Here is a 12433-nt window from a genome sequence, read left to right on the forward strand (position 1 = left end):
GTAGATTCAAGCAATTACACGGTAGTTAATCTGTGGTTTGAGGTTGGATAAAGAAAAGCCCCAACAATGTGGGGCTCTTGAGGTTTCTGTATTAAAGGAACTCGTCGGCGCCACCAGACAGCATAATCTCGCCACTGTCTGCCATCTTCCTCGCAATACCCAAGATCTCTTTCTGAGCCGCTTCTACATCAGAGACTTTAACTGGCGGCATCGCCTCAATATCGTCTCTCATCATATCAGCAGCACGCGTAGACATGTTCTTGAAGATCTTCTCACGTAGGCTTTCATCAGCACCTTTAAGCGCTTTCTGTAGAACGTCTTGTGGAACATCACGCAGCAATCGCTGAACACCTTGGTCATCAACTTCAATAAGGTTTTCAAAGACAAACATAAGATCTTGGATCTGTGTTGCCATGTCTTCGTCTTGATCTCGAATTTGTCCCATCAAGATGCCTTCTACATTATTGTCCATGTAGTTCATGATCTCAGCAGCGGCTTTCAGGCCACCAATTTTGGCAGCTTGAGCACCCGCTTGACCCGCAAACTGTTTCTCCATGATTTCATTCAATTCAGCGAGAGCTGAAGGTTGAACTTCTTCAAGGTTAGCAATACGCATCATCAAATCAAGGCGAACACGCTCAGGGAATTGAGACAAGATCTCCGCAGACTGATCCGATTCCAAGTAAGATAATACGATCGTTTGAATCTGTGGGTGCTCGTTAATGATGATGCTTGCCACCTGACGAGGGTCCATCCACTTAAGAGAATCCAAACCTTTAGAACCAGTACCTAAAAGGATCTGATCAACAAGGTTATTCGCCTTATCTTCACCTAGAGCAGCCACCAACGCATTACGCATAAAGTCTTCACTGCCCATACCGATGTTGGTGTACTTCTGAATATCATCTAAGAAAGCGCGGTGCACAGCACCTACTTTTTCTTGAGACCAATCCGTTGAACGTGCCATTGCACTACCAACACGCTGAACCTGTTTAGGTTCTAGATGGCGAATGATACCCGCAGCATCTTCTTCACTTAAACTTAGCAACAAGATCGCAGCGCGCTCTTCGCCTGAGATAGACTCGATATCGACACTTGCGACATCAAGCTCACCACCTTCTGCTTGTTGTGGAACAATTTCGTTAGCCATCTGCCACCCAATTCTTAACTACTTGAGCTGCTAGCTCTGGTTCATTCGCTACAAGTGCACGTACTGCTTTCAGTACGTCCTCATCTTTGTGAAGGTTAGGTAGGTCGATACTTGAACCAAATTCAAATAACTCACCACCTTCAATATCACCACCAATTAAACTGGTTTCGCCGTCAGCACCAATTGGCATGCCATCGGGGCCGTACATTTGATCGTCATCGTCTGCTGCGGGGTTAAGCAGTTTTTTCATTGCAGGGCGAACCAGCACCAATACGACAACAATAATAACCAACGCACTCGCAAACCAACGTACCCAATCATTAAAGTGTTGGTGCTCCCAAATTGGTACGTCAGCAACAATATCCGTTACTTGAGGTGCAAATTGCATGCTTAAAACATTGAGTAAATCACCGCGGTTTTCATCAAAACCCACAGTGCCAATCAATACCTGACGTATCGCGTTAATTTCGCTTGCTGGAATTGGGGTATGAACCACTTCTCCCGTATCAGGGTTCAATGATTGGCGATCTTTGATTGCAACAGATACGGTCTGACGATTAACCGTGCCGCTCTGTTTTCGCTCATGACTAATGGTAGTATCCAGCTCAAAGTTGCGGGTCGCTTCTTTGTGAACCGAACCTTGCCCCATCATCGTACCATCTTTCATCTGAGCCACATCCTGAGGAATCGAAGCATCAGCAGGAGGCTGGTTACTCAAAGCCCCTGGAATACCTGCCACAACGTTGCCGTTATTATAGTCTTCTAATGTGTATTCACTTCGGGTTGCTGGAGTATTCGGATCAAAACGCTTTCGTGTTTGTTCCACAGCACTAAAGTCGAGTTGAATATCAACCTGAGCCGTGTAGTTACCAAACCCAAGAATCGGAATCAAAATAGAGTCAATTTTTTCACGTAGCGCTTGCTCTTGATTACGCTCTAACTCGTGCTCTTTTCGGCGTGCCGCTGACATCGGATCCTGAGAGCCAGAGCTCAAAAGTCGGCCATGCTGATCGGTCACCGTAATTCGCGAAGTTTTCATCCCCGGAACGGCACTGGCCACCATGTCCACAACAGAATCAACTTCTTGCTGCTTGAGGTTCGTCCCCGTTTTAAGTGTCAGGAATACTGAGGCAGAGGCTTCTTGATTGTGACGAACAAAGACACTTTGCTTAGGTAAGGCAAGTAAAACTTGAGCTTTACGTACCTGCTTCATCTGTTCAATAGCTTTAGCAAGCTGTCTTTCACGGCTTAGTTTAAGACGCTCTTTCTCTAAACGTTGTGATACACCGAAACCCATGTCTTGCATGAGGATATCATCACCGGTGTTTCGCTCTTGGTTCAAACCCGCTCGAACCATATTTAGCTTTAATGAGTTATATTCACTCGCTGGTACCGAGATGGTATTCCCTTCAAGAGAGTACTCAATCTTCTGCGTATCCAAATAATCAAGAACCGGGATCAACTCTTCTGTTTCGTAAGCCCCTAATGGACGCATTTCTGGCTCTTTCACCCAGAAAAACAGCATTACAATAAGCGCTACACAGATCGAGATAGAAAGAACTAAGACGACTTGACGAAGCAAATCGAGATCACCGACGGCCATATCAAACTTAGATGAACTGCGCTCACCTAAATCGGTATTTTGCCCTTCTCCATCTAGATCAGAACTTGCAATAAGTGCGTGGTCGTTGCTATCGCTTACGGTTAAATCTGTTGTTTGACTGTTATCTGCCACTATTTACTACCCAACTTATACCGGCATGTTCATCAGCTCTTTGTACGATTCGACCAATTTATTTCTAATTTGGATCGTCGCTTCAAAAGCCACACTAGATTTATTACGAGCAATCATCACGTCAGATAAAGACACGCTTTGATCGCCACTGTCAAAACGAGTTTGAAGATTACCAGAGGTCTTTTGTAATGAGTTCACATTATTGATGGCATTAGTCAGCATGTTGCCAAAATCTGCACCAACCGCTTGGCCCGTTGCAGCAGGACGCGTGCTGGCAGCTTCAACCATCATTGCCTGCATTTCGCCTTGTAAACCATCTATTCTCATTTACTACCTCAGGAGTCAAAATTATGACTATCTATTTAGCTGTATTATTGACAGAGCAATTAACGTGCCATGCATCAATTTGACTAGCTATCGTAATACACTAGTCAGAAAGCTGACACTACTAATTTATGTTCAATTTGGAATGTCTATTCCAGCATCACGCATTTTCGCTAATTTATAACGCAATGTACGAGGGCTAATGCCTAGCTTTTCAGCCATATCTTTACGTCGACCATGACAAGCAATCAATGTTTCGAGAATGATCGCATACTCTTGATCTCTAAGCTCATTTCCAAGCCCTTCGCTACCTGCCACGACTTTATTGATAGGATTAGCTTCAGCAATCGGCTTAATTTCTGGCGCTGCAACACTGTTCCCTTCAACGATCTGTTGCAGTCCAGTAGCGTCTTGCCAATCAACACCTTCAAGTAAAATATGTTCGCCTGAAATATTTTCTTGCTCACTCAAAATTAGAGCGCGCTGCACGACATTATCCAGTTCACGTACATTTCCCGGCCACGGATAATTGACGAGTTTACTAATGGCTTGCTCAGACAGAACAGGAACAGGCATTCCTAGTTTGGTGCAATGACGTTCCACCAAATGTTTCGCAAGCGGCGCAATATCACCTTTACGTTCACACAGCGCTGGCCAAGTAATTGGAAATACATTCAGTCGGTAGTATAAATCTTCACGGAAATTCCCTTCAGAAACATACTGTTTTAGGTCGCGGTTACTGGTTGCTAGAACACGGACATCCAATTTGATGCTCTTGCGGCTACCAAGACGTTCAACTTCGCGCTCTTGCAACACTCGCAGCAATTTCGCTTGTAGGCTGAGATCCATTTCGCTGATCTCATCCAACAAAATAGTACCGCCTTGAGCTTGCTCAAATTTACCCGGACAAGCTTGAATCGCCCCGGTGAACGCACCTTTATCGTAGCCAAACAGTGTTGCTTCCAACATGTTATCTGGAATCGCGGCACAGTTAATCGCAACAAACGGACCGTCTTTACGGCTCGAGGCGTTATGAATATAGCGAGACATGACCTCTTTACCAGAGCCACTTGGCCCTAGCACCATCACGTTGGCATCGGTTTTAGCCACTTTGTCAGCCAGCATCATTAGTTTGATACTTTTCTCATCGGCAACTATAGCATCGCCATTGTCATCCGACTTTACGGGAGCGTAACGGCTCACCATGTTTAACAGCACTTCTGGAGCAAATGGCTTTGCCATGTAATCGATAGCGCCTTCTTTCATTGCCGCGACCGCATCTTCAATGTTGGCATAGGCCGTCATCAATAGAACCGGAAGATTTGGCCAATGCTGCTTGATGTTTCTTAGCAATGCTAAACCGCCCATACCGGCCATCTGTACATCAGAGACCACGATATCAACAGAGTTTGATTTCAATTTTACCAGAGCATCTTCCGCACAATCCGCTTCCAGCCATTCATAACCAGCAAGCGCGAGTGTATCGACAAGGGCTTCGCGTAGACCTTCATCATCTTCGACGATTAACACTTTGCTTTGAGCCATAGGATTCTCCAGTGTAAATTCAGTTAAAACTTATTAGTCTTCAGAAGAAGAGCTTCTTTCCAACGGTAGACACATGGTAAAGCATGCGCCGCCACCCTCTTCTGATATCAATTCCAGTCGACCTTCATGTGCTCGGCATACCATTTGTACAACCGCTAAACCTAGACCTGTGCCTTGAGAACGAGTGGTAAAGAAAGGTTCCATAATTTTACCTTGAAGTTCTTTAGGCACACCGGGGCCACTGTCTTGCACTGATATCTTAAGTTCACCGTTTACGGGTCTAAAAAACACATCAATCTGCGATTTCTTACCAGCAATTTGAACCGCGTTCAAAACTAGGTTACTTAAAGCAGAAGCGATAGCATTGGCGTTACCAAACATTTGAGTCTTTTCATCTTCAACTTCCTGACAATAATCAATCTGGTTGCTTTTTAACGCAGCCTCCACCATAGGATGAAACTCAATGATGAGTTCCGCGATGGTGAATGGCTTAACCACCTTGTTGTCGCCACCTTTGGCAAACAACAGCATGTCATTCACTTGTTTCTCTAAATCATGCAGCCTATCCATCAGCTTAGATTGAAAACGCGTTTTTGTTGCCGGCGGCAAATTTGGCGCGGCAAGGTTTGATGCATATAGCATTGCACTAGAAAGCGGCGTGCGAACCTGATGGGCAAGCGAAGCGACCATTCTTCCGAGTGAAGATAAACGCTGAAGATCGCTCACACGAGACTGAAGTAGGCGAGTTTCTGTCAGGTCTGTAATCAAAATAAGCTGACCTGTAGTCGAAGCTGAAATCGCTAAGCGCACTTTTCGCCCATTCTTCAATGAGATCTCATGCCCATCATCGTCCCTTGGTTCAAAGGCATTTTGTATTACCGAAAACCATTTCTCGCCAACCAACTCAACCCCGAGAATACGGTGTGCTTCAGGATTCGCTTCTCTCACTTCACCATGTGTATCTAACAAGATGACCCCCGCAGGCATAACATCGAGCACTTGCTTATAGCGCTCAACCTGTTGCTCAACAGAATCTAGATGTGATTGATTTTCTGGTTCGTTAGATAGGTGCATGTCAAAAATTTGCCTCAAATACTAAAACAGCCTGACATGTACAACACAAGTCAGGCTATTTGCTATATTTATCACATAGTTAAGCAAGCAACAACTCGACTATGGTTTATCTGTTCGTTTAGCTAAAGTTGCCAAAAAGCTAAAATGCTAAAATGTGTACTAGTTTTCGTTTTCATCGAAAATAGGCACTAACGCTGCAAGTTATATTTACGCATTTTTTCGACCAGAGTGGTTCTGCGCATTCCAAGCATGTCAGCAGCGCGAGCAACAATACCGCCCTGAGCCTCCAACGCTTGATTGATCATATTCACTTCCATATCAGCGAGTAGTTCTTTCAAGTTAACCCCTTCAGCGGGTAAATCTTGAGGTGCGTTCGCATTGTCAGCAAGCTCATCGTGCTGCTCAAAACTGAAGTCTTCTGAGAACAAGTCAGAAAGAGCATCTCGCTCTTGCTCTTCCTCTGATGCAAAATTATTAAACTCTGGCTGAAACTCTGGGATATCACTGTATCTATATTTAGTTGGTAGATGATTCACATCAACCAAGCTATTTGGATATAAAATAACCATTCGCTCAACTAAATTAGCTAACTCACGTACGTTGCCCGGCCAGCAATGCTCCATCAAAGAGTTGATTGCACGGGGAGTAAAACAGATTGGCATGCCACCTTCAGCTTCCATTCTGGTCATCAACTCCTGAAGCAATAGGGGAACATCTTCTTTTCGCTCCTGAAGCGATGGCATTTCAATTGGGAAAACGTTCAAGCGATAGTAAAGGTCTTCACGGAACAAATCATCTTCGATCATATTTTCAAGATTGCGGTGTGTTGCCGCAATCACTCGAACATCAGCTTGAATGGTACTATTGCCACCTACACGTTCAAAACTGCGTTCTTGTAAAACACGAAGCAACTTAACTTGCATCGCCATTGGCATATCACCAATTTCATCAAGAAACAGTGTACCACCTTCAGCCAACTCAAAACGGCCTTTACGTGCGGTAATTGCACCAGTAAACGCGCCCTTCTCATGACCAAACAGTTCACTTTCGAGCAAGTCTGGCGGTATAGCGCCACAGTTTACGGGAACGAAAGGTCCTGAACGACGTTTAGAATGATAGTGAACATTACGTGCTACAACTTCTTTGCCCGTGCCTGACTCACCAAGAATCAATACGTTTGCTTCAGTAGAAGAGACTTGTTCAATCAAATGACGAACTTCTTGGATACCAACACTCTGCCCAACTAGACTACGAAAAAGCGTATTCTTACGCGCTGAAGGTACAATTTGAACGCCTTTACGGCCTAAGAAGTCTTTACAGTGTCTTAGTGCATCACTTAATTGCGGGTAGTTAAGAGGAAGTTCGAGTTCACCAACAAAGTTAGTAAGTTCGTCAACCGGGTAATCGTTTTTGCCAATCACCAGTAAAGGGATGTGATTAACATGAACAAGCTTTTCATTCAGTAATGCGAAGCCTTTGGCTTTAATTGAACCAATGATGCAACCGGCCCACTGTAGGGACCAGTCAACTTTGTATGCTTGTTCAGAGCTGATTACTTCGCAGCTCTCTCCTACAAACTCTAATATTGTGCTTAAATTGTGACGATTTTGAGCGTTATCATCGACGACAAGCAGTTTTGCCAAACCTTGCATAAGTAGGAATTATTGCCTTTATTTTGGTGCGATGCGGAAATTGGTAAGCGACGTAAGAGACAAAACAGAGAAAATATCAATGATTATGATCTACGTGGACAAATCTAGGAAACCAGCAACGAAAAAAGCCATTAGGCTATCTAATGGCTTCTATTTTATTTGATTATAAAAATAAGGCAACCAAGCAATTCAGAGATATGCGATTGGTTTAAACTGGGATGTTTCTTTAAATACCAACATCCGCAGACGTTAAATTGTGATATTCATTCGGAATTTGGTCCCAAGCGCTCTTAATTTCGCGGATAATATCGATAACATCATCAATTGGCTGAGGATCATTTTTGTGATTTGCAGCAGAAATTTGCGTGATCATAAACTCATAAAGTTGATCTAGATTTTTCGCAATGTCGCCACCATCGGACATCGATAGGCAACTACGCAGGCTAATAATGATATCTAGAGCCTTACTCAGTCGCTCACCTTTCACCGGGATGTTGCCCGCTTGCATTGCCGCTTTACCTTGAATTAAGCGCTCGATAGCACCAGCCATTAGCATCTGAACAATTTTATGCGGTGAGGCAGCTGTAAGCTGACTATCCACTGATACCTTTTTATATGCCTGTAAAGAACCGCGCATAGTAAACCTCTTCTATAAAAACTTTTTGTATTGTTGAACTGATTTGGCACCATGTCGGTATTTATGTAAGTTTTTACCTACTCGACCAGTCTCAGACTGCATCAGTTCGACCAATTGTCTTGTTCTCGAAATGGCTTCAAACCACTCGGAGCTTTGCTTAACGTCGGGATATGAATCGATTAATTGAAGCACGTTTTGCAATAACTGTTCTCTGTTATCGACAAGATGCACTATTTCTTCAGCATTAATTTCACTATATTCGAGCTTAGACATAATTAATTGATCGAGCTCACAAAGCTCTTGAAGCAGTTTGCTCATCTATTAGCCCATTGCACTCATCATGCTGCCCAACTGAGATTGCATCTTGCTGGTCGCATCCTGCATCGCAGTGAACTTGGAGTGCGTACGGCTCTCTAGGCTATCCATGCGTCGGTCAAGCGCGCTTTGATCATCAACCAAACGGTAATTTTGTTCGACTAAGCTCTTTTCTCTCGTGCGGATTGAGCCCGTAACACCCGTGATCCCTTGAATCGCATCTTCGACTTTTTTGGCGAAACCGTTGTTGCCGCCAAAGAACTCACCCAACTTATCAAAGTGATTGTTAAGCTGACGATCAAGCATGTCGTAGTTGATTTCTAGCGAGCCTTGTCTTGTGGTGGTGATACCAAATTCAGTCAAAGACTTAAGGTTGTCAGGCGCGTCTTCAATGCTTGAAGAGAACACACTTTTTAGTCGCGAGTCTGCGTTACGCACTGTACTGTCACCAGAAAGAGGGCCTTTTTGACCTGTCAAAGGGTCAACACTCGCCAAACCTTTAGATACTTGGTAAAACTGATTATAAGAGCTAACAAAAGCTTCAATATCTTCACGAACACGATTACGGTCGTACTCAACACCAATTTCTGCTGGCGGCTTATCTTTTGGCGTTTTACCTTTAACCGTAATATCAATACCTTCAACGGCATCTTCAATCACATTATTATTGCTAGAAAGCTGAGCGACACCATCCAGAATGACCATTGAATCTTGTCCAGCTTGCACTTCAGTCATGCCGCTGTATTGGTCAAAAGACTGTTGAGCCAAAGCCAGATTAGCTTGAGCTTTATCAACCTTCTCTAAATGTGTTCGTTCCCCCGGAGATAACCTAGCTCTCTCTAATTGCTGAGCCTGCTCCGGGGTTAATTCACCTTTCTCAACTCTCTTCGCTAACTCTGAACGTTCATCAACCAATTTACTTTCTATTCTGGCTTTCTCGGCATCGAGCTTCTGCTGCGCTTCTTTGGGGGTAACATAAGAATCCGTCAGAGTACCTGCGGCAGTATTTGACCACCCCGGAATATCAGCGGCTTTCTCGATGGCTTTTTCGTCAAGCTCGAGTTCAGGCCTAAAAAAAGAATCGAGTAATGTGCCCGAAGCGGTGTTGTTCCAGCCTGGGATCGTATCTTCTGGCATCCCTGAAGCCGCTAAGGCGGACGCATCTAGCGCCTTTTGACCTGCCATTGCCGCTTCTTGGCCATAAGTTAAATTATCACGGTCAAATTCAGCGAAAGGATCTTCAGGTTCAACGACAGGTTCCGATTTTCTTTCAAAAATAGGATTGCCGTTTTCATCAAATATGGAATTTCCGTCATCGTCTCGCAGCGGAACAGCAAAGCCGTCAGGAATTGGGTTACCGTCAGCATCCAATTTAGGAGGGGCATCAGCTAAGACGCCTTGCGCTACTGAGCGAGCATCTTCTAAGGCTTTCAGTCTTTCCGATAGGGTTTTATATTCTAATTTTTTTAGAGGGTTGTTATCTTCAGAGTCAACGTGGAGTTTTATTTGATTGTCTTCACCAGACATATTTGAAGCGAGGACTAACCGTGGTCCTTCTTTATCATTAATGATAGAAGCTCGAACACCCGGATTATCCCCAGCGCTGTTAATACCTCTAACAACATCACGCAGTTTTGAGTTAGCACTAACTTGTGTTTCGAAGCTCTCGCTACCAAGCGAAACCTGCAGCTTGCCAGGGCCAAATTTCATGTCATCTGATAGAACATCAGAAGCCACTTTATGGCTCTGGGCAAGCTGCAACACATCGATGGCATATTTGCCAGCGATCGCTTCGGTAGTCGCGGTCGCAGAAACAAGATTTTCATCAGTACTTTCTACTGTTCGCACAGCAAAAGCTTTATCCTGACGAAAGCTTGTCATCAGATCCTTCATCGAATCAAGGGATTCTCTGAGTCTTCCATAGGCACTAATGCTGGTGTCGATTCGCGTTCGTTCATTGTCGATCTGTTGCTGTTTAGGCACACGCTCAGAATCAACAATTTTGCTGACCATGGAATTGATATCCATGCCAGACGAAATCCCCATTGGGCCAAAACTCATTAAACCACCTCAATAATACGACTTAAACCTTAGCCTCCAATATTCCACTATTCGAGGTTTGGGCTGCTAGGCGCCTCAGAATTTCGAGCATTTCTTCGTCGGGAATTTGGCGAATAATATCGCCTGTTGTGGTCTCATAAATAGTGACCACATCTCTCCCAGTCTCTTCATCAACCTTGAAGGCAACACCCTTGTTAAGAGAAGATATAAACTCATTGACCTTCTCAACCATCTTGACACGCTCCTGATCATTTAACTCTTGTCTATGTTGAGCTAATTGAATCGCCGCTTCGGTAGCCATTTCTTTCGATTTTTCTACCTTGCCATGAGATGTTGCTTCTTTTAGTTGTAAAGTGCTCGACGCACTACTACCTTCATCGCTTGCAAATTTAGTGCCATTAGGTGAGCCATAAGGCTGGATGTTCGACGCGTTAGATAATATTTCCATAACACTCTCCCTCCCACCTTTATGAGCCTAACAGTAAAACTCTACCCAGAGTAGAGTTTACCGTTACTTACTGAAGTAAGTTTAGCCCAACAAGCTTAGAGCTGCTGATGGTGATTGTTTTGCTTGAGCTAAAATAGAAGTACTCGCCTGTTGTAAGATTTGAGACTTCGTCATTGCCGTTGTTTCTTTTGCGTAATCGGTATCTTTGATACGGCTCTTAGACGCATTAACGTTTTCGTTAATATTATCTAAGTTGCTGATTGCGTGATCAAAACGGTTTTGGAACGCACCGAGAGATGCTCGGTTACTGTCTACTGATTTTAGAGCGCCATCAATAATAGATACCGCGTTGTTAGCACCAGCAACCGATGTTACATCGATATCGTTAACAGTAACGTCTTTACCTGCACCAATCCCTAGCTCGCCCGCCAGACTGCCGCCAAATTCAACATTACCTTCAATTTTTTGGCTAGAAGCAAACAGTTGCAGTTTACCGCCTTCACCTACCGATGCTTGGACGTCTGGACTTTGGCCATTAATATACGTTGCTAGCTCTTCCATGTCGTTGCCTTCTTTCGCAGAAATAGACAACTCTTGAAGATCACCAAACTGATCTTGGTATTTCATCGTTAGAGCAGAGTTTGCTCCTACACGCCAAGACGTATCTTTACCCTCGGTAACACTATAGCTCTTACCGCCCATAGCTTGAGTGTCAGTACGCATATTATTCATCGTCAGCATTACTGCTTCACCAGAATCTGCACCGATTTGGAAAGATTGGCTACCAAAAGTACCGTTCAAAAGCTTGTTACCACCAAAAGAGGTCGTTTCAGCAATACGGTTAAGCTCAGTGTTTAACGCCGATACTTCTTCTTGGATAGCAACACGTTCAGATCTCGTGTTTGAGCCATTTGAAGATTGAAGAGAAAGGTCACGCATTCGTTGCAGGATATTGGTTGACTCATTCATTGCACCTTCAGCAGTCTGTGCAATAGAGATACCATCATTCGCGTTTTTTACAGCCATATCTAGGCCACGGCTTTGCGACGTTAAGCGGTTAGAGATTTGTAGGCCTGCAGCATCATCTTTCGCGCTATTAATTTTATAGCCAGAAGACAAGCGCTCCATTGATTTTTGAGTACCTTCAGCCGCGCTATTTAGGTAGCGCTGAGCCGTCATTGCAGACACATTTGTGCTTACATTAATCGCCATAGTTGATCTCCTTTAGGCATTTTTTCATGCACTTATGCGACTCTCACCTCACAAAAACACATGTTATTTTGTTTTATATACCAGTGTCTCTCTCACCTTACATTGGTACATATCATTTCTCTCAATCCCTTTAACGGCCCCTTAACTAGAAGCTTTAATAAAAAATGCATTTTTTTTCGTATTATTTTAAATATTAAAAAAAACGTGAAGTAGTTCGATTACTTTCACGGCATCTTTTAAAGCAGGACTTATACCAATAACAGTAAGTAAGTAAGTAAGT

11 protein-coding genes are annotated in these 12433 nt (G+C 43.9%); all 11 read right to left on the reverse strand.

Going from position 1 to position 12433, the window contains the following annotated elements; translation table 11 throughout:
* Positions 1–91 precede the first annotated feature (91 nt).
* Positions 92–1150 carry a flagellar motor switch protein FliG gene (gene fliG, locus AB4589_RS20125; RefSeq protein ID WP_012603439.1) on the reverse strand — a complete coding sequence of 353 codons (1059 nt, stop codon included), beginning with the start codon at positions 1148–1150 and terminating at the stop codon, positions 92–94.
* On the reverse strand, positions 1143–2885 hold the full coding sequence (gene fliF, locus AB4589_RS20130; protein WP_017099171.1) for a flagellar basal-body MS-ring/collar protein FliF: 1743 nt from the start codon (positions 2883–2885) through the stop codon (positions 1143–1145). Before fliF ends, fliG begins: the two co-directional genes overlap by 8 nt.
* Positions 2886–2900: 15 nt before the next feature.
* The gene (gene fliE, locus AB4589_RS20135) at positions 2901–3212 is read right to left on the reverse strand and encodes a flagellar hook-basal body complex protein FliE (protein ID WP_009848554.1); all 312 of its coding nucleotides are present in this window, start codon (positions 3210–3212) and stop codon (positions 2901–2903) included.
* 132 nt (positions 3213–3344) lie between these two features.
* Entirely contained in the window at positions 3345–4754 is a 1410-nt protein-coding gene (locus AB4589_RS20140) for a sigma-54 dependent transcriptional regulator (protein ID WP_009848555.1), read from the reverse strand.
* A gap of 33 nt (positions 4755–4787) precedes the next feature.
* Complete coding sequence (locus AB4589_RS20145) at positions 4788–5828, reverse strand: PAS domain-containing sensor histidine kinase (RefSeq protein WP_372101573.1); 1041 nt, start codon at positions 5826–5828, stop codon at positions 4788–4790.
* A 188-nt stretch (positions 5829–6016) separates the two neighbouring features.
* Positions 6017–7480, reverse strand: a complete 1464-nt coding sequence (locus AB4589_RS20150) for a sigma-54 dependent transcriptional regulator (protein WP_009848557.1) — start codon at positions 7478–7480, stop codon at positions 6017–6019.
* A 226-nt stretch (positions 7481–7706) separates the two neighbouring features.
* Complete coding sequence (gene fliS, locus AB4589_RS20155; RefSeq protein ID WP_009848558.1) at positions 7707–8117, reverse strand: flagellar export chaperone FliS; 411 nt, start codon at positions 8115–8117, stop codon at positions 7707–7709.
* A 12-nt stretch (positions 8118–8129) separates the two neighbouring features.
* Positions 8130–8435 carry a flagellar protein FliT gene (locus tag AB4589_RS20160; protein WP_017101962.1) on the reverse strand — a complete coding sequence of 102 codons (306 nt, stop codon included), beginning with the start codon at positions 8433–8435 and terminating at the stop codon, positions 8130–8132.
* 3 nt (positions 8436–8438) lie between these two features.
* Positions 8439–10493: a flagellar filament capping protein FliD gene (gene fliD / locus AB4589_RS20165; protein ID WP_017104000.1), complete on the reverse strand. Its 2055-nt coding sequence runs from the start codon at positions 10491–10493 to the stop codon at positions 8439–8441.
* A gap of 22 nt (positions 10494–10515) precedes the next feature.
* Positions 10516–10941, reverse strand: coding sequence for a flagellar protein FlaG (flaG, locus tag AB4589_RS20170; RefSeq protein WP_017101960.1), 426 nt, complete (start codon positions 10939–10941; stop codon positions 10516–10518).
* An 81-nt stretch (positions 10942–11022) separates the two neighbouring features.
* Complete coding sequence (locus tag AB4589_RS20175) at positions 11023–12153, reverse strand: flagellin (protein WP_017101959.1); 1131 nt, start codon at positions 12151–12153, stop codon at positions 11023–11025.
* Positions 12154–12433: the final 280 nt, after the last annotated feature.

The sequence above is a fragment of the Vibrio sp. 10N.222.49.A3 genome (assembly GCF_041475145.1).
GTDB classification, from domain to species: Bacteria; Pseudomonadota; Gammaproteobacteria; order Enterobacterales; family Vibrionaceae; genus Vibrio; species Vibrio tasmaniensis_A.

Excerpts from the sequence above, each read along its gene's own strand:
- fliG (WP_012603439.1), bottom strand. The coding sequence starts at position 1,150 with ATGGCTAACGAAATTGTTCCACAACAAGCAGAAGGTGGTGAGCTTGAT.
- fliE (WP_009848554.1), bottom strand. The coding sequence starts at position 3,212 with ATGAGAATAGATGGTTTACAAGGCGAAATGCAGGCAATGATGGTTGAA.
- AB4589_RS20140 (WP_009848555.1), bottom strand. The coding sequence starts at position 4,754 with ATGGCTCAAAGCAAAGTGTTAATCGTCGAAGATGATGAAGGTCTACGC.
- AB4589_RS20145 (WP_372101573.1), bottom strand. The coding sequence starts at position 5,828 with ATGCACCTATCTAACGAACCAGAAAATCAATCACATCTAGATTCTGTT.
- AB4589_RS20150 (WP_009848557.1), bottom strand. The coding sequence starts at position 7,480 with ATGCAAGGTTTGGCAAAACTGCTTGTCGTCGATGATAACGCTCAAAAT.
- fliS (WP_009848558.1), bottom strand. The coding sequence starts at position 8,117 with ATGCGCGGTTCTTTACAGGCATATAAAAAGGTATCAGTGGATAGTCAG.
- AB4589_RS20160 (WP_017101962.1), bottom strand. The coding sequence starts at position 8,435 with ATGAGCAAACTGCTTCAAGAGCTTTGTGAGCTCGATCAATTAATTATG.
- fliD (WP_017104000.1), bottom strand. The coding sequence starts at position 10,493 with ATGAGTTTTGGCCCAATGGGGATTTCGTCTGGCATGGATATCAATTCC.
- flaG (WP_017101960.1), bottom strand. The coding sequence starts at position 10,941 with ATGGAAATATTATCTAACGCGTCGAACATCCAGCCTTATGGCTCACCT.
- AB4589_RS20175 (WP_017101959.1), bottom strand. The coding sequence starts at position 12,153 with ATGGCGATTAATGTAAGCACAAATGTGTCTGCAATGACGGCTCAGCGC.